The organism is Pseudomonas sp. PS01298, assembly GCF_029959745.1.
GTDB classification, from domain to species: domain Bacteria; phylum Pseudomonadota; class Gammaproteobacteria; order Pseudomonadales; family Pseudomonadaceae; genus Aquipseudomonas; species Aquipseudomonas aylmerensis.
Map to the genome: position 1 here is coordinate 119872 of NZ_JASCPP010000006.1, position 17986 is coordinate 137857.

Genomic DNA, 17986 nt, shown 5'->3' on the forward strand with positions numbered 1-17986 from the left:
CACGAGCCAGGATCATAGGCCTCGCCCGGCACCTGCACAATCGTACAAGACCCCGGCAGACAAGGAATGCAGACTGGGTTAACGTGTTTCCATCCCTTTTTTGTGACAAGCCATCATGGGCAAACCGACTCCTATCCTCGACTGGCTGCACCGCGCGCCGCACGCCAGCGGCCTGGACCGTATCGAGGCGTACTTTGCCGGCTTCGCCTTCGACCCGCATCGCCATGACACCTACGCCATCGGGCGCACGCTGTTCGGTGTACAGAGCTTTCATTACCGCGGCGGCATGACCCACAGCATGCCCTGGCACGACCATGGTGATTCACCCCGATGAAACCCACGACGGGCGCGCCGGCAGCGAGGAAGGATTCAAATATCGGATGATCTATGTGGAGCCGGCGCTGATCCAGCAGATCATCGGCGGCAAGCCGTTGCCGTTCATTCCTGGCGGATTGTCCAGCGACCCGTGGCTGCACCGTGCCAGTGAAGTGCTGCTGCAAAGCCTGGATTGCCCGATCGACCCGCTGCAGGAACAGGACGCGATGTTCGACCTGGCGCAGGCCCTGAGCAATGCCTCAGGCGCGATTGCCAGTCGCAAGACGTTCGATTACGTGGCCGCCGAGCGCGCGCGGGAGTTTATCCACAGCGCGCTGGGCCGCAGCATCACCCTGGATGAGATCGCCGAGCACGCCGGTCGCGACCGCTGGGCGTTATCGCGGGATTTTCGCCTGTTGTTCGCCACCAGCCCGTATCGCTACCTGACCATGCGCCGCCTGGACCTGGTGCGCAGCCTGTTGGCCCAGGGCCAGTCATTGGTGGACGCGGCGTTGACCGCCGGGTTCACCGACCAGAGCCATATGACCCGACAATTTCGCAGCACCTACGGCATGCCGCCCTCGCGCTGGGTGAAGATGCTCGGGCGCTGAGGGCCTGGCCTGGAATACACCCACGCCTACCGTTGATCTACGTGGTTTCCAGCAACGCGTCCGGCTTCGGTGCGCGCGCTCTGAGCCCCAGCGCCAGCAGCGCCCCGGCCAAGGCAATCGCCGCACTCCAGCCCATCGCCGCTTCGATCCCCGCCGCCTGGCTCGACCCGTCATTTGCCACTGACACCAGCACCGCCAGGCCCAGCGCCCCACCGATCTGCTGGCTGGTGGATGCCATTCCCGCCGCCACGCCTTGCTCGCCTGGCCGGATGCCCAGCCCCGCAGCGACCCACATCGCGGTCCAGGTCATGCCCTGGCCGATGCTCAGGATGAAAATCCCCGGCAGCAGCGACCAGAACCCCACCCCTGTCGGCAACGCCCAGCACACCAGCGCAATCCCCACGGCACCGGCCAGCTGCCCGCAGACCAACGTGTTGCGTAACCCCAACCGGGCGAGCGAACGCTCCGCCAGCCAGATCCCGAACGTGCACACCAGGGTCGCGGGTAAAAACGCCAACCCTGCCTGCAGCACGCTGTAGCCGTAGACCTGCTGGTAATACAGCGCGAGAAAGTAGTACTGCACGCCAAAGCTGCTCATGAACACCGCCGTCAGTACCATCGCCATGCGCAACTCGCGGTAGGCAAACAAACGCAGTGGCATCAGTGGGTCGCGGCCGCGATGTTCGATCCAGGCGAACAGGCCGAGCAGCGCCAACGCCAAGCCCAGGCAACCCAGTGTGGACGGCGCCGTCCAGCCCCATTCAGGCCCCTGCACCAGCGAAAACACCAGCAAGGTGCCGCCAACGGTCACGGTCAACGCGCCGCTCACATCAAAGTTGCGCCCGCGCGCACGCTCGCCATCGGCGGGGATCCAGTAGCGCGCCGCCCAGGCGCAACCGCCCGCCAGCGGCACGTTGACCAAAAATACCGCCTCCCACCCCCAGGCCTGGGTCAGCACGCCCCCCAGCAGCGCGCCGAGCGCCAGGCCTGCCGCCGACGCCGCGCTCCACACGGCAAACGCGCGGTTGCGCGCCGGCCCTTCGGCATAGTGGGTGTTGATCAGGGCCAAGGTCGCCGGGAACAACAACGCCCCGCCCACCCCCTGCACGGCCCGCGCCAGCACCAGCAACACGGCGCTGCCACCGAGCACCGCAGCCAGGGAGGCCAGCGCATATAACGACTGGCCGACCCGATACAGACGGCGCTTGCCAAGCAAATCCGTGGCGCGCCCGCCGAGTAGCAGGAAACCGCCAAACGCCACGCTGTAGGCACTCACCACCCACTGCAATTGCGCGGCGGAGAAGTTCAGATGCGCGCCAATCTGCGGCAGCGCCACGAACACGATGGTCGCATCCAGCGCAATAATCAGTTGCGCCGTGGCCAGCAGCATCAGCATCCAGCCTGAGGGTCGAGAGGGAGACATCACAGCGTCCTGTCCGAAAATGAGAAGCCGCCAGTGTCTTTTATGCGAAACAGATGATAAATAGCGCAATCACTCTTTCAGTAATGACTTTAATCATGGATCTGAACGCTGTTCGCCTGTTGGTCCGCGTGGCCGAAACCCGCAGTTTCACGCGCGCGGCCGCAGACCTGGGACTGACCCAGTCGGGCCTGTCTCGCGCCATTTCGCGCCTCGAACAGGAACTGGGCGTACGCCTGCTGCAACGCAACACCCGCAGCGTCAGCCTGACGCCCGACGGGCAGATGCTCTACGAGCGCAGCGCGCCGCTGTTGGCGGAATTGGCCGAGGCCGAAAAGCTGATGCTCGACCGCCGCAGCACCCCTTCCGGCCTGTTGAAAATCAGCACGCCCTCGCTGTTCGGGCGCAAGGTGGTCATGCCGGTGATCGGCGAACTGACCTTGCGTTACCCCGCGTTGCGCATCGAAGCAGTGATGACCGACCGCCTGGTGGACATCGTCGATGAAGGCTTCGACGCGCTCCTGCGCACCGGCGAGATCCAGGACCAACGCCTGATCGCCCGCGCGCTGGCGCCGCTGCGCTGGATCACGGTCGCCTCGCCGGCTTACCTGGCGCGCTTCGGTACACCGCAGAGCGTCGACGAACTCAAGGACCACAACTGCCTGACCGTGCGCAATCTGCGCAACGGGCGCATGGTCGATTGGCAGTTCATGCTCGATGGCAAGGTGCAGGACGTGAGTGTCGAAGGGCGGCTGATCTTTGATATCGGAGATGCACTGGTCGACGGCGCCGTCGGTGGCTTCGGCATCGCCCAGGTCATGGACTTTGCCGTGCGCGACGACTTGGCCGCCGGGCGCCTGGTGCCGCTGCTGGAAAACTTCGCGGGCCGCCGCCGGGCGATCTCGCTGGTTTACCCGCCGTCTCGACAGTACTCGCCAAAACTGATGGCGTTTGCCGAAGCCCTCGGCCAGGCGCAATGGTAACCCTGCAGGCGCGGGGAAGCCGGCGCCTGCGGGGGCTGTCTCAAGGCAAGGTTTTACCGTCAATCGGCGCGCCGATGGTGAGGAAATGCCCACCCGCCACATGGTGCAAGGTGCGCAACGGATCATGCCCGTCGAAGTGCCAGCGGCCGTCGCTGAACACGCGCTCGTCGGCATAAGCCGCCACCACTTCACCCAGGAACAGGTCGTAGGCCTGCTGGTTGTGCGGTTCGGGCAGCAGGCGGCATTCCAGCCAGGCCACACAGCCTTCCAGCAATGGCGCTTCTGTGTGTTCACCGCTGAAGGTGTGCAGGCCGTAGGCGGCAAATTTGTCCGTCTCAGAGCCGGTGGTGTTGCCGACGGTCTGGACCAGATCGACCTGGGCCACGCAAGGCACCTGCAGCACGAAGGTGCCGGCGCTTTCCAGCAGTTGGCGGGTCCAGGTGGCTTTGTCCAATACAACCGCGACTTTCGGCGGCTCGAAATCCAGCGGCATCGCCCAGGCGGCGGCCATGATGTTGCGCTGGCCGTTGTGGGCCGCGCTGACCAGCACGGTAGGCCCATGGTTGAGCAGGCGGTAGGCCTTGGACAGCGGAACGGGGCGGCGGTGAGTAGGGCTCATGGAGGATCGGCTCTTCAAGCGGAAAAAACCTACGATACCTCAAGCACAAGCCCCACGGCTCAGCTCGACAACTGGTTTGCGAATTGTCCCACTGCACTGACCACTTTTTGCGCACCGTCCTGGATTTCGACGATGACCGTGCCCGCCTCCGCCGCGAGGGCCAGGCCCTGCTCGGCTTGCAGACGGCCATCAGTCATCAGGGTCACCGCATCGCGGGCCATGTCCTGGTTCTGGCGCACCACGCCGACAATCTCCTCGGTGGCTTTGCTGGTACGTGACGCCAGCTGGCGCACCTCATCGGCCACCACCGCGAAACCACGCCCTTGTTCACCGGCGCGTGCCGCTTCAATGGCGGCGTTCAGCGCCAGCAAGTTGGTCTGCTCGGCGATGCCGCTGATGGTCTTGACGATGGTGCCGATCACTTGGGACTGGGCGTTGAGCGCCTCGATGCCCTCGCCGGCCTGTTGCATGTGCTTGGCCAGATCGCGCATCACGTCCACCGCCTGGGTCACCACCGTGGTACCGCGCTGGGCACTGCTGTCGGTGTGCAACGACGTGCTGTAGGCAATGTTCGCCGCTTCAGCGACGGCTTGCTCCTGATTGACCTGGTCGGTGATCACCGTGGCGAACTTGACCACTTTGTACAGCCGGTCGTTGGCATCCAGCACCGGGTTGTAGGTGGCTTCCAGCCAAACGGTGCGGCCATGGCTGTCCACACGCTTGAAGCGCGCCGCGACGAACTCGCCGGCGTTCAAGCGCTTCCAGAAGTGTTGGTATTCGGCGCTGTTGTACTCTTCCGGCGCGCAGAACATACGGTGATGTTTGCCCTGGATCTGCGCCAGGCTGTAACCCATGCCGCCGAGAAAACGATCGTTGGCAGTGAGCACGTGCCCGCCCAGGTCGAACTCGATCACGGCGGTGGACCGCACCAACGCGGTGATCAGGTTTTCATGCTCGCGAGAGGCCTCGATCGTGCGGGTGAGGTCGCTGGAGTAGATCGAAAAATGCTTGATGCGCCCTTCCGAACTGCGCACCGGCTGCAAGATCGAGCGCAGCCACGCCTCCTGGCCATTGCCGCGCATCAGGCGCACGGTGCCGGCGAAATGCTCACCGCGCACCAGGGCGTTCTTGAAGCGGCGATGGAATTCATCATTGCGCACGTGATCGGGCACCAGGTCTTCGATCGGACGACCGAGAATGTTGCTCGACGCGTACACCAGTTCCTGCAGGAAGTTGGCGTTGGCCCACTCCACCCGGCCTTCGGCGTCCAGCGTCAGGCACAGCATTTCGCTTTCCAGGCTCTCCTTGACCTGTTGCAAGCTGGACAATTCTTCGCGAAGAGCCGACAGCTCCTGCTTCAAACGGGTGTTGAACATGGGGCACCGATGGTCATTTGGGGAGAGTGATCTGACCTGCATCGGCGCTGCCGGCGTTTTCTGAAGCGCTTTTTTGCGTGGGCCCCACTGTTTTTTTGGATCCATCAACTGCCGTTATTTCGGCACACACCCATCACTTGATATTCCAGGGTATTGAGATTGCCGCGGGAGTCTTCATAGGTCATGCGCGAGGGCACGGGATTGCACGCGCGGATCGGCGGCGTCACGTTGATCACCTTGGCAATGTCCAGTTTCATGCCGTAGCGATACGCCTGCACCTCGGGCGCCGGCTTGCCGTTTTTCACCGCGTAGTCGGCCATGGCTTTTTCATTGCGCTCCATCATCAACGCAAAAGTGCGATCACCGCCGCCTTCGGCCAATGCGCCCAATGACAGGCTTGCGGTAAATACACCCAGGGCGATTGCATAAAAGTTCATCACAGGTTCCTCGACTGAAAGTTCAGTGCCGAGACTAACCAGCGAACCCTGACGCGATGTTCACCAGAACATTACTTATTTGTTAGGTGGCCACCAGTTTCCAGAATTGTAATGTTGCCGCCACCCAGTCGTTATCCACGGTTTGCAACTATCAGCCCGGGCCAGATCAATAAGAACGCCCGCCTCCATAAGAAGCTGATCACTGCCAATACCGAGGAGCGAAACATGCGGATCCGTTATTACACCCTTCCCCTGTCACTGGTCGCCACGTTGCCGCTGGCCGCCGTGGCAGTAGAAGAAAAACCCGAAGGGTTTATCGAAGGCAGCAGCGTGAATGTGCTGGCGCGCAATTTCTATTTCAATCGCGATGACCGCAAGGGCCAGTCCAGCCCCACCGGCAACGGCTACTCCGAAGCTTGGGCCCAGGGGTTCATCGGTAAATTCGAATCCGGGTTCACCCAAGGCACGGTGGGGTTTGGCCTGGATGCGTTTGCCATGGTCGGCCTGAAGCTCGACTCGGGCACCGGCCGCAGCGGTGGCAAAGGTTCGTTCGGCGTGCTGCCGGTGGACAGCGACAACCATCCCGAAGACAGCTACAGCAAGGTCGGCGGCGCGGCGAAATTGCGCGTGCTGGACACGGTGATCAAGGCCGGCGATGTATTCCCGCTGAACCCGGTGGTGGCCTATGGCGATTCGCGCCTGCTGCCGGAAAGCTTTCGTGGCGTGACCGTGCATAACACCAGCCTGGAAGGCCTGAGCCTGCAGGGCGGGCGTTTGAGCGGCATGAGCCAGCCCAGCGAAAGCGGCATGGATAAAGGCTTTGCAACGTTTTATGCAGGCAAGGTCGACTCGCCCTGGATCAGCTATTTCGGCGGCGACTACAGCCTCAACCAGCACCTCAGCTTCAGCCTCTACAGCAGCCGCCTGAAAGACGCCTGGGACCAGTATTACGCGGGCAGCGCTGCCAGTTACCCACTGACCGACGACGTCTCGCTGTTCGGCGACGTCAACCTTTACAAGGCCGTGGATGAAGGCAAAAAGCTGCTCGGCGAATTCGACAACACCATCTGGAGCGCCAGGCTCGGCGTCAAGGTCGGCGCCCACAGCCTGGCCGTGTCGCACCAGCGCAACAACGGTGATGACGACTTCGATTACCTGCGCCAGTCGGATTCGATCTTCCTCAACAACTCGATCCAGTACAGCGACTTCAACTCCCCCAAGGAGCGCTCGTGGATGCTGCGCTACGACCTGGACATGCAGCCCTTCGGCATTCCCGGCCTGTCGTTCATGACCCGCTACGGCAAGGGCACCGGCGCCGACTACAGCGACGCCAACGCGGTGTATATGCGCCGCGACGCGGCCGGCAATCCACTCACCGACCAGCGTCGCTGGGAGCGGGATGTCGAGGCCAAGTACGTGGTGCAAAGTGGCACGCTGAAGGACTTGTCGCTGCGCCTGCGCCAGGCCACGGTGCGCTCCAGTGCGTTCGAATCCGACCTGGAGGAAGTTCGCCTGATTGCCGAATACCCGCTGGTGGCGCTGTGAGTCGTTACAGTCGTTCGCGGTTAACTAACATCTGTTCACAAATAGCCAGGTATCAGAACTGTAATATTGGGCCCACCTTCCCGTTAAGTTGAACTTCTTATAGTGGACTCAACGCGTCATACACCGAGCACATTCATCTCTGAAGCTTTTGTGTAGCTCCTTTGGAAAGAGATGGATTTTTAACGCCCCGGTCGGGGCGTTTTTTTTGCGCACGCCCTTATGCGGCCGATGGTCGCAGTTGACCCTGAAGCGACTTCACGGTTGAGAATTTTCCCCTACCCCGAACACGTCATTCCATAAGGACATGGACCTCCCCTCTCGTAAAAAAAGGTAAACCCCCCATGCGTATCCTTGTGGTTGAGGACGAGCAGAAAACCGCTGACTACTTGCAACAAGGCCTGACCGAAAGTGGCTATGTCGTCGATTGCGCCGCCAGCGGCATCGATGGCCTGCACCTGGCCAGGCAGCACACTTATGAACTGGTGATCCTCGACGTGAACCTGCCCAACACCGACGGTTGGGAGGTGCTGGAACAGCTGCGCCGCGACGGCAATCAACGCGTGATGATGCTGACGGCACGCGGCCGGCTGGCCGACAAGATCAAGGGCCTGGACATGGGCGCCGATGATTACCTGGTCAAGCCCTTCGAGTTTCCCGAACTGCTGGCCCGTGTGCGCACGTTGCTGCGGCGCAGCGAGCACATCCCGCTGCCGGACGTGCTGCGTGTCGCGGACCTGGAGCTGGACCCGCGCCGCCATCGCGCCTATCGCGGCAACCGACGGATCGACCTGACCACCAAGGAGTTCGCCTTGCTGCACGTGTTGATGCGCCAGGCCGGCGAAGTGATGACCCGCACGCAGATCATCTCCCTGGTGTGGGACATGAACTTCGACTGCGACACCAACGTGGTGGAAGTCTCCATCAGTCGCCTGCGCGGCAAGGTCGATGACCAGAGCGAGGTCAAGCTGATCCACACCATTCGCGGCGTCGGCTACGTGCTGGAGGCACGCCCATGAGGACCAGCAGCCTGTCGATGCGCCTGGGGCTGACGGTCAGCCTGATGGGCGCGGGCCTGGTCGTGCTGTTGGCGACCCTGGCTTACCTGGCGCTGACCCACGAGCTGGACAAGCTCGCGCGCAAGGGCCTGGAAAACAAACTGGAGCAACTGGAACACAGCCTCGGCCAAGACCTCAAGCCGCACGATATTGCCGCCCGCCCCCATTCGCTGCTGGACCTGGTGATGGGCCACGACAACATCTACCTGACCATCATCGGCGGCGCCCCCGATGCACCGGTGCTGCTCAGCGTCGGTGCCAAGCCCCAGCAACCGCTGTTGCTCGACGTGCCCGCCGGCAAGACCCTGGCCTACCTCAATTGGGTGGATGGGCGCGGCAATCGCATCCTCAGTGCCACGCGGCTGATGCCGTTGCGCAGCGGCGAAAATGTGCGCGTGCTGCTGTCGCTGGACCGCTCCGATGATGAGGCCCTGCTCAGTGCCTACCTGCGCTCCACGGTGATCGCGCTGCCGATGCTGTTGCTCCTGATCGGCATGGGCGCCTGGTGGCTGGTGCAACGTGGGCTCGCGCCGCTGCAGCAGTTCAGCCGCGTGGCAGCCAAGGTCAGTACCCAGGACCTGACGCACCGTTTGTCGCTGGACAACCTGCCCAAGGAGTTGGGCGAGCTGGCCGAAGGCATCAACTTCATGCTGCATCGCCTCGACGCCGGTGTGCAGCAGCTGTCGCAATTCTCCGATGACCTCGCCCACGAACTGCGCGCGCCACTGACCAACCTGATGGGCAAGGCCCAGGTGACCCTGTCCCGCGAGCGTCCCGGCGAGGCCTACAAAGCCGGGCTGGAATCCTGCGCCGAGGAAATGGAACGCCTGTCGCGCATCGTCTCCGACATGCTGTTTCTCGCCCAGGTCAGCCACCCCGCTGCACGGGCGGGTTTCGACGCGGTGTCGCTGGGTGCCGAAGCGCAGCGGGTCATGGCGCTGTTCGCCCTGAGCGCCGAAGACAAACGCGTGACCCTGAGCCTGCGCGGCGACGCCTGGATCAAGGGCGATCGCCTGATGATCCAGCGGGCGATTTCCAACCTGCTGTCCAACGCGATTCGCCATACGCCCGAGGGCTCCACGGTATTGCTGCTGGTGGAAAGCTACGACCACAGCGTCTCGCTGTCGGTGGGCAACCCCGGCCGTGGTATCGAAGCTCACCACCTGCCACACCTGTTCGAACGCTTTTACCGCGCCGACAGCAGCCGTACCCGCGCCGAGGGCGGCACCGGGCTGGGGCTGGCCATCGTGCAGTCGATCATGCGCCTGCATCAGGGGCACGCCGACGTCAGCAGCCAGCCCGGGCGCTTTACGCGCTTCGACCTGGTGTTTCCTCTTCCTTGCGATGCGCCCACTGGTACAGCGCCGGCAGCACCAGCAAGGTCAGTAGCGTAGAAGAGATAATCCCGCCGATCACCACCGTCGCCAACGGGCGCTGCACTTCGGCGCCGGTGCCGGTGGCCAGGGCCATGGGGATGAACCCGAGGGAGGCCACCAGCGCAGTCATCAACACCGGGCGCAAACGGGTCAACGCGCCTTCGTGGATCGCCACCGACAACGAACGCCCCTCCTCGCGCAGGTTGCGGATGAAGGCAATCATCACCAACCCGTTGAGCACCGCCACGCCGGACAAGGCAATAAAGCCCACCCCCGCCGAGATCGACAGCGGAATATCCCGCAGCCACAGCGCCATGATCCCACCGGTCAAGGCGAACGGAATCCCGGTGAACACCAGCAGCCCGTCCTTGAGGTTGTTGAACATCATGAACAGCAACCCGAACACCAGCAGCAGGGCGACCGGCACCACGATGCGCAAGCGCTCGGAGGCTTCCTTCAACTGCTCGAACTGGCCGCCCCAGGTGGTCCAGTAACCTGCCGGCACTTTCACCTGCGCGCTGATCGCCGTTTCGGCCTCTGCCACGAACGAGCCAATATCACGCCCACGCACGTTGGCGCTGACGATCACCAGGCGCTTGCCATTTTCGCGGCTGATCTGGTTCGGGCCGAGGACCAGGTCCAGGCTGGCAACCTGGGACAAGGCGATAAACCCCAACTGCCCGGCCGCGTTACCCGCCAGCGCCGGCACCGGAATCAACAGCCGCGACAGGCCGTCGATATCGGTGCGCAGTGCGTCGGACAAACGCACGACCATGTCAAAACGACGGTCACCTTCGTACAACGTACCGGCCTGGCGCCCTCCCACGGCAACCGCAATGGTGTCCTGCACGTCGCCGACATTCAGGCCAAAGCGCGCGGCCTTGTCACGGTCGATATTGATGGTCAGCACCGGCAGGCCGGAGGTCTGTTCCACCTTCACCTCCGAGGCGCCCTCGAGCGTTTGCAGGGTCTCGGCGATTTCCCCGGCCGTCGCGTTCAGCACCACCATGTCATCGCCGAAGACCTTCACCGCCACGTCGCTGCGCACCCCGGATATCAGCTCGTTGAAACGCAGCTGGATCGGTTGCGACAGTTCATACGCACTGCCCGGCACAATCGCACTGGCGCGCTGGATATCGGCGATCAGGGTTTCGCGGGACTTGTTCGGGTCCGGCCATTGGTCCTTCGGCTTGAGCATCACATAGCTGTCGGAAATGTTCGGCGGCATCGGGTCCGAAGCAATTTCGGCGGTGCCGGTACGCGCAAATACCCGCAGGATTTCCGGCACCTGGGCCATCAGGGTTTTTTCCAGTTGCTGCTGCATCTGCACCGATTGCGTCAGGCTGGTGCCGGGCACGCGCAAGGCCTGCTGGGCAAAGTCGCCTTCGCTGAGGCTGGGGATAAATTCGCTGCCCATGCGGCTGGCTACCCAGCCCGAGGCAAGGATGGTCAACACGGCCAGGCCGAACACCAGCGGACGACGCCCCATCACCCAATCCAGGACTGGCGCATACGCCCGGCGCGCGGTGCGCATCACCAGGTTTTCTTCCTCCTTGACCTTGCCGGTGACGAACAGGGCAATCGCGGCCGGCACAAAGGTGACCGACAGAATCATCGCACCCAGCAAGGCAATCACCACGGTGAAGGCCATGGGGTGGAACATCTTCCCGGCCACGCCGGTGAGGGCGAAGATCGGCAGGTACACGACCATGATGATCAGTTGCCCGAAGATCAACGCGCGGCGGGCTTCCTTGGCAGCGGCAAACACTTCATGCAGGCGCTCGCTGCGGGTCAGCAGGCGCCCGTGACGCTGCTGCGCATGGGCCAGGCGGCGGATGGCGTTTTCGACGATCACCACCGCGCCATCGACAATAATGCCGAAGTCCAGCGCACCGAGACTCATCAGGTTGGCGCTGACCCGGTTGGTGAACATCCCGGTAAAGGTGAACAGCATCGCCAGGGGAATCACCATCGCGGTGATCAGCGCCGCACGGATATTGCCCAGAAACAGGAACAACACCGCCACCACCAACAGCGCACCTTCGAAGAGGTTTTTCTTGACGGTGGCGATGGCTTTTTCGACCAGGTTGGTGCGGTCATACACGGTGACGGCCACCACCCCTGCGGGCAGCGAGCGATTGATGCTCTCGAGTTTTCTCGCCACCGCCTGGGACACGCTGCGACTGTTCTCGCCAATCAACATGAACACCGTGCCCAGCACCACTTCACGGCCGTTTTCGGTGGCCGCGCCGGTGCGCAATTCACGGCCGATCTCGACCTGGGCGACATTGCGCACCCGGATTGGCGTGCCCTCCACGCTGGTGATGACGATGTTGGCGATGTCGTCGATGGACGCCACTTGTCCCGGCGCCCGGATCAACAACTGCTCGCCGCTGCGCTCGATATAACCGGCGCCGACGTTGGCATTGTTGCGTTCAAGCGCCGTGACCAGGTCGCTCAAGGTCAGGTTGTAGGCCGCCAGGCGCTTGGGGTCGGGGGCGATCTGGTATTCCTTGGCAAAGCCGCCGATGGTGTTGATCTCGGCCACACCGGGCACGTTGCGCAGTTGCGGCTTGATGATCCAGTCCTGGATCACCCGCAGGTCCGTCGGCGTGTACGGCGTGCCGTCTTCCTTGAGTGCGCCGTCTTCGGCCTCGACGGTCCACAGGAAAATTTCGCCGAGGCCGGTGGAGATCGGCCCCATCGCGGTCTCGATGCCGGCCGGCAATTGTTCGCGAGCGGTTTGCAGGCGCTCATTGACCAACTGGCGGGCGAAGAACAGGTCGGTGCCGTCCTTGAAAATCACCGTCACCTGCGACAGGCCCGAGCGCGACAGCGAGCGGGTCTGCTGCATGCTGGGCAACCCGGCCATGGCGGTCTCGATGGGAAAGGTGATGCGCTGCTCGGTTTCCAGCGGCGAAAAACCCGCCGCTGCCGAGTTGATCTGCACCTGCACATTGGTGATGTCGGGCACCGCGTCGATCGGCAGTTTCTGATAGCTGGCGATGCCGACACCGGCCATCAGCAGCACCGCCAGCAGCACGATGATGCGCTGCTCGATGGCGAATTGGATAAGGCGCTCAAACATGAGAAATCACTCGCGGAATCAATGGGCGTGCTCGGCCGAGCCCTTGCCCAGTTCGGACTTGAGGATGAAGCTGCCAACCGTGGCCACTTGCGCCCCGGCATCGAGGCCCTGACGCACTTCGACATAGCCGTTTTCACTCAGGCCGAGTTCGAGATGGCGCGTGATAAAACCGTCCGGGGTACGCACGAATACCGACGGTTTGTCCTCGACGGTCTGGATCGCCGTTTGCGGCACGGTGACCTTGGCCTGGTAGGTGTCGGTGGCCAGTTGCACCGTCACGAACAACCCAGGACGCCAGGCGTCGTCGGGGTTGGGTACCGTCACACGCACGGTGGCGGTGCGCGTCTGCTCGCCGAGTAAATTGCCGACATAAGCCACGCTGCCAAGTACCTCGGTGCCCATTTCGGTGGAGCTGACTTTCACCGGTTTGCCGAGCCGGACCTTGTTCAGATCCTTGGGAAACACGCCGAAAGTGACCCACACCTGGGACAGGTCCGAGAGAGTGAACGCGTTGCTGGTTTCGCTGACTACCTCGCCGACACCCAGGTGTTTTTCCACCACCACCCCGGCGAAAGGCGCCCGCAATTCATAGCGGTTGCCGCCCACCAGCACGGCGCTGCCGCTGAGGGCCGTCATCTTCTGGCGGGCATTGTTCAGGGCGATTTCGGCCTCTTGCAGGGTCTGGCGCGCCAGCAGGTAGTCCTGCTCGGCGGAAATCTTGTCCTGCCACAATTGCCGCTCGCGCTGGAAGGTCGTGCGCGCCAGCTCGACCCGACGCTCACTGGCGGCCAGCTCACTGCGCTGATCGGAAATCTGCTGGCTGGCGATCACCGCCAGCAGCTCGCCTTTCTTCACCGATTGCCCGAGATTGACCCGCACCGACTCCACTACCCCGGCCGCACGCGGCACGATATGCGAGGTGCGGTCCTCGTCGAAACGCACCTCTCCCGGCAGCGTCAGCAACGTGCTGATCTGTCGGGGCTGGGCCTGGGCGAGCTGAATGCCGGCTGCTTCGATTTGCTGCTCGGTGAGTTCAAGTTTGCCTTCCTCTTCCTCGGCGCCGGCCACGCCAGACAGCATCAGGCCCAGGGCGACGGCAAGCGCCACGCCGTGTCGTTTGTTCATAAGCCACTCCAGAAAAAATCAAAACCGGGCGAGGTCGCCGTAAATCCGTTCGATACGCACCCAGGCCTCGGTGGCCTGGGCTGTTGCCGTGAGGTATTGGGTGCGGGCCGCAATCAGCGTGCGCTGGGCGTCCAGCACCTCGAGGAAGTTGAACTTGCCCATTTCAAAGCCCCGCGTGGCACTGTCCACCGCGCTTTGCGCAGCCGGCAGGATCTGCTGGTTGAACGCGCGCACTTCGGTATTCGCGGTGTGCCACAGGTCCAGGGCCTGGCGGATTTCGGTGCGCAGGCGCAGTTCGGCGGCGTTACGCAGGTCGCGGGCCTGGTCGGCGCGGCGGCTGGCAGCGAGGACATTGCCCTGGTTGCGATTGAACAGCGGGATCGGCATCGACACGCCCACCAGGTTGACCCGCTCGCGCACGCTGGCGTCGTACTGGCTGCCGATGGACACATCCAGGTCGGGAATACGCTGGGCTTTTTCCAGGCCCACGCTGGCTTCGTTCTGCAGGATCTGCAGCTCGGCCAGGCGCAACTCGGTGGTCTGTTCCAGGCGTGCGAGCAATTGATTCGCGGAGGGTAATGAAGGGGTGGACTGAGGCTGTGTGGCGACGGCCTGGAAGTCGGTCGACGCGCTGCCGGTACTCGCGGCCAGACGGCGGTAGGCGTCGGTGAGGCCCATCTGCGCGCGGTTGAGTTCGAGGCGGATCTCTGACAGTTGCACCTGGGCGCGCGTGGCCTCCACCGGCGACGACTTGCCAGCGCTGACGCGGCCGTTGGCGACCACCAGGCCACGCTCGGCCAATGCCATGGAACGTTGCGCCAGGTCGAGGCGTTCCTGGGCGCGAAGGGCGCCGTAATAGCTGTCGATCACCTCGGCGCGCAGCGTGTTGCGCCGCTGCTCCAGCGTCAGCGCCGCGGCGTCCTGGGCACGCGTGGCCACGTCAATGCGCGCACCGCGCTTGCCGCCCAACTCGAGGGTCTGGCTCAGTTTGATCGTGGTGGTGCGCGTATCGCGCCGCGTGTCTTCAGCATCCCAGGACGCCACCGGGTTGGGGATCAAGCCCGCCTGCTGACGACCGCCTTCGGCGATGTCGATGTCCCACTGCGCGGCGGCAAGGTCGGGGTTGTTGGCGAAGGCGGTTTGCAGGGCTGCATCGAGGGTGAGGGTCTGCGCCTGGGCCACCGCAGCGACGCCCCACAACGCCACCGACCCCAACAGTGTTCTAACAGAAATTGCCATAACGAAAGTTCCACGCCCATGAAGTCGCTGAGGTTTCCCAGCGGGGGGCAATGTAGCTTTCGGTACTTATCAGGGCGGTGGGCAGAACATTACAAATCCGTTAGCCAGGATCAGGCGTGCACCTCGTCATGTTCGTCATGCGCAAAACCGTCGCCTTCGACTTGGACGGTAGCGTGGGAAATATCGAATTGTTCATGCAGCATTTCCGTCACCTGGCTGAGGATCTTGTGCTCAGTGTCCAGCGCCAAATCGGTCACCAGATGTGTGCTCAGCACGTTTTTGCCGCTGGTCAGCGCCCAGATGTGCAGGTCATGCACATCCTTGACCCCGGGAATGGCGCGAATGGCCTGCTCCACCTGGTCGATATCGATACCGTCCGGCACGCCTTGCAGCAGTACGTTCATGCTTTCCTTGAGCAAGCTCCAGGTGCGCGGCAGTACCCAGAAGCCGATGGCTGCCGCCACCAGCGAGTCGACCCAACCCCAGCCCGTCAACATGATCACCACCGCCGCGATCATCACGCCGATGGAGCCGAGCATGTCGCTCCAGACTTCCAGGTAGGCGCCCTTGACGTTCAAGCTCTCGCCGCTGGCAGCGCTGAGCAGGCGCATGGCGATCAGGTTGACGATCAGCCCCAGCACCGCAATCACCAGCATGCCGGTGGACTGGATTTGCGCAGGCGCCTGTAGGCGTTGATAGGCCTCATACAGAATGTAAAACGCCACGGCGAACAACAGCAGTGCATTGAAAGCGGCTGCCAGGATTTCAAACCGCGCATACCCAAAGGTGCGCTTGCGGTCGGCGGCGCGCTTGGCGACCTGAATGGCCACCAGGGAAATCGCCAGGGCCAGGGCGTCGGTCATCATGTGGGCGGCGTCGGACAGCAGCGCCAGGCTACCGGTGACAAAGGCGCCGATGACTTCGGCAATCATGAAGCTGGTGGTCAGCCCCAGGGCGAACCATAACTTGCGCTCGTGACCCGCGCGGACTTGGGCGTGGCTGTGTCCTGCACTCATGAGCAACCCTCTTGATGTTGTTGGCGGCAGGCGCTGGCGTGCCGGCTCCCACAGGTGTGTGATTGAGCATAGAGCTATAGGCCCGACTCATTGCCATAGGTTGCACAATTGTCATCGGCGGGCCATTGGCACGTTACTGTCGAGCGCACCAAAATCGCACAGGCACGCTCTGGAACCGTTGTATCAGGTATGCTTTTCGAGCAGGAAACAAAAAGAAACAATTTCCCCAACCTGTTCGATAAGGAGTCCCGTTTTGGAGTTATCGACTGCCGCGTGGATGGTTCACGACACCCGCCTTATGTTCTGCGTCCTGCTGGCCATCGCCAGCATCATCGTGCTGATCAGCGCGACCAAGTTGCCACCATTTCTGTCGATCCTGATCGGCACCTTTATCGCCGGGGTCGGTGCCGGACTGCCGCCGGAAGAAGTGGCCAAGGCCTTCAGCAAAGGCGCCGGGGCGATCCTCGGTGAAGCCGGGATCATCATTGCCCTGGGCTCGATGCTCGGCGCACTGATGGCGGAATCCGGCGCCGCCGACCGCATCGCCACCACCCTGCTGGGGTTGGGCAAGGGCAAGTCGCTGCCATGGGTGATGGCGCTGGTGGCGATGGTGATCGGCCTGCCGTTGTTCTTCGAAGTGGGCCTGGTGATGATGGTGCCGATCATCTTTGTGATGGCCAAGCGTTCGAACCAGCCGCTGCTGAAAATCGCCATCCCGGCGCTGGCGGGCATGACCACCCTGCACGCCTTGATGCCACCGCACCCCGGGCCGCTGATTGCAGTGAGTGCGTTGCACGCCGACCTCGGCCTGACCATGCTGCTGGGCTTCTGCCTGGCGGTGCCGGCGGTGATCCTCGCCGGCCCGCTCTACGGCAACTGGCTGTCCAAGCGCCTGCACGTGGATGAGCCGGCCGACATCGGCGCGCTGTTCAGTGCACCGCCCAAGGCGCCGCGCCAGCCGAGTTTTGGCGTGTCGCTGTTGATCATCCTGTTGCCGGTGATTCTGATGCTCGGCAGCACCTTGGCCAAAGTCGCCCTGCCGGCGGAAAGCACCGTGGGCCTGACCCTGAAATTCCTCGGTGAACCGCTGATCGCCCTCGGCCTCGCGGTGATAGCCGCGGTGATCTGCCTGGGCTGGGCCGCCGGTATGCCGCGCGCCGAAGTCGGCAACACCCTGCGCAAAGCCCTCGCGCCCATCGCCGTGCTGCTGCTGACCATCGGCGCCGGCGGCGGCCTCAAGCAAACCCTGCTCGACGCCGGCGTCAGCCAGACCATCAGCAAAGTCGCCGAAGGCGCCCACATGCCGTATCTGTTGCTGGCCTGGTTGATTGCCGTGGCGTTGCGCCAGGCCACCGGCTCGGCGACGGTCGCCACGACCACCACGGCCGGTATCCTCGCGCCGATGATGGCCGGGTTGGCCGCCACCCAGAGTTCATTGGTGGCACTGGCGATTGGCGCCGGCTCGGTGTTCTTCTGCCACGTCAACGACGCCGGGTTCTGGATGGTGCGTGAGTACTTTGGCCTGCAGTTGAAGCAGACGATCTGGGTGTGGTCGGTGTTGCAGACGATTGTGTCGGTCGTCGGCCTGATCGGTACGCTGCTGCTCTGGCACTTTTTGACCTGAGTTTCAGCCAACCAGGGTGTGGCGCTTGCCGAACAGCGCCACACTTCCCACCCCCACCGCGCCCATCACCACGCAATACCCCACGCAAATCCCCGGGCTGGTCGGCATCAGCGCAATCAGCAGCAGCGGCGTAGTGCTCGCCCCCAGTGCATAGGCG

At 63.2% G+C, this 17986-nt stretch carries 13 protein-coding genes and 2 pseudogenes; 6 read left to right on the plus strand and 9 right to left on the minus strand.

Annotated features, from left to right (window positions below; translation table 11 throughout):
• Positions 1-115: 115 nt before the first annotated feature.
• Positions 116-926: pseudogene (locus QMX97_RS04935) on the plus strand (AraC family transcriptional regulator).
• A gap of 37 nt (positions 927-963) precedes the next feature.
• Here QMX97_RS04935 and QMX97_RS04940 read toward each other — a convergent pair.
• The gene (locus QMX97_RS04940; RefSeq protein WP_282396285.1) at positions 964-2322 is read right to left on the minus strand and encodes an MFS transporter; all 1359 of its coding nucleotides are present in this window, start codon (positions 2320-2322) and stop codon (positions 964-966) included.
• Between the two features lie 122 nt (positions 2323-2444).
• On the opposite strand from QMX97_RS04940, the gene QMX97_RS04945 reads away from it, so the two are divergent.
• Positions 2445-3329: a LysR family transcriptional regulator gene (locus QMX97_RS04945; protein WP_282396271.1), complete on the plus strand. Its 885-nt coding sequence runs from the start codon at positions 2445-2447 to the stop codon at positions 3327-3329.
• Between the two features lie 40 nt (positions 3330-3369).
• Here QMX97_RS04945 and QMX97_RS04950 read toward each other — a convergent pair whose 3' ends face one another.
• The 3 genes from QMX97_RS04950 to QMX97_RS04960 form a co-directional block, all read right to left on the minus strand.
• Positions 3370-3948, minus strand: coding sequence for a flavin reductase family protein (locus QMX97_RS04950; RefSeq protein ID WP_213554152.1), 579 nt, complete (start codon positions 3946-3948; stop codon positions 3370-3372).
• A 59-nt stretch (positions 3949-4007) separates the two neighbouring features.
• Positions 4008-5324, minus strand: a complete 1317-nt coding sequence (locus tag QMX97_RS04955) for a PAS domain-containing methyl-accepting chemotaxis protein (protein WP_065900432.1) — start codon at positions 5322-5324, stop codon at positions 4008-4010.
• 104 nt (positions 5325-5428) lie between these two features.
• Positions 5429-5761 carry a DUF2790 domain-containing protein gene (locus tag QMX97_RS04960; protein ID WP_065900430.1) on the minus strand — a complete coding sequence of 111 codons (333 nt, stop codon included), beginning with the start codon at positions 5759-5761 and terminating at the stop codon, positions 5429-5431.
• Between the two features lie 225 nt (positions 5762-5986).
• Between QMX97_RS04960 and QMX97_RS04965 the strand changes: the two genes are divergently transcribed.
• The 3 genes from QMX97_RS04965 (at position 5987) to QMX97_RS04975 (ending at position 9755) form a co-directional block, all read left to right on the plus strand.
• Positions 5987-7306 (plus strand): OprD family porin, encoded by a 1320-nt coding sequence (locus tag QMX97_RS04965; protein ID WP_282396275.1) that lies wholly within the window; start codon positions 5987-5989, stop codon positions 7304-7306.
• A gap of 341 nt (positions 7307-7647) precedes the next feature.
• Positions 7648-8322, plus strand: coding sequence for a heavy metal response regulator transcription factor (locus QMX97_RS04970; protein ID WP_065900428.1), 675 nt, complete (start codon positions 7648-7650; stop codon positions 8320-8322).
• Positions 8319-9755: a heavy metal sensor histidine kinase gene (locus tag QMX97_RS04975; RefSeq protein WP_065900426.1), complete on the plus strand. Its 1437-nt coding sequence runs from the start codon at positions 8319-8321 to the stop codon at positions 9753-9755. The genes QMX97_RS04970 and QMX97_RS04975 overlap by 4 nt, the downstream gene beginning before the upstream one ends.
• Here the strand turns inward: QMX97_RS04975 and QMX97_RS04980 are convergent.
• The 4 genes from QMX97_RS04980 to QMX97_RS04995 all read right to left on the minus strand — a co-directional run bounded on the left by QMX97_RS04980 (position 9670) and on the right by QMX97_RS04995 (position 16205).
• Positions 9670-12825, minus strand: a complete 3156-nt coding sequence (locus tag QMX97_RS04980; protein ID WP_282396278.1) for a CusA/CzcA family heavy metal efflux RND transporter — start codon at positions 12823-12825, stop codon at positions 9670-9672. The genes QMX97_RS04975 and QMX97_RS04980 overlap by 86 nt on opposite strands.
• Positions 12826-12843: 18 nt before the next feature.
• Entirely contained in the window at positions 12844-13950 is a 1107-nt protein-coding gene (locus tag QMX97_RS04985) for an efflux RND transporter periplasmic adaptor subunit (RefSeq protein WP_120447567.1), read from the minus strand.
• 18 nt (positions 13951-13968) lie between these two features.
• Entirely contained in the window at positions 13969-15189 is a 1221-nt protein-coding gene (locus QMX97_RS04990; protein ID WP_282396280.1) for a TolC family protein, read from the minus strand.
• Between the two features lie 110 nt (positions 15190-15299).
• Entirely contained in the window at positions 15300-16205 is a 906-nt protein-coding gene (locus QMX97_RS04995) for a cation diffusion facilitator family transporter (RefSeq protein ID WP_201143485.1), read from the minus strand.
• 253 nt (positions 16206-16458) lie between these two features.
• Between QMX97_RS04995 and QMX97_RS05000 the strand changes: the two genes are divergently transcribed.
• Positions 16459-17829, plus strand: a complete 1371-nt coding sequence (locus QMX97_RS05000) for a gluconate:H+ symporter (protein ID WP_106805243.1) — start codon at positions 16459-16461, stop codon at positions 17827-17829.
• Positions 17830-17832: 3 nt separating this feature from the next.
• Here QMX97_RS05000 and QMX97_RS05005 read toward each other — a convergent pair.
• Positions 17833-17986 (minus strand): annotated as a pseudogene (locus QMX97_RS05005) (MFS transporter); the annotation flags it as partial.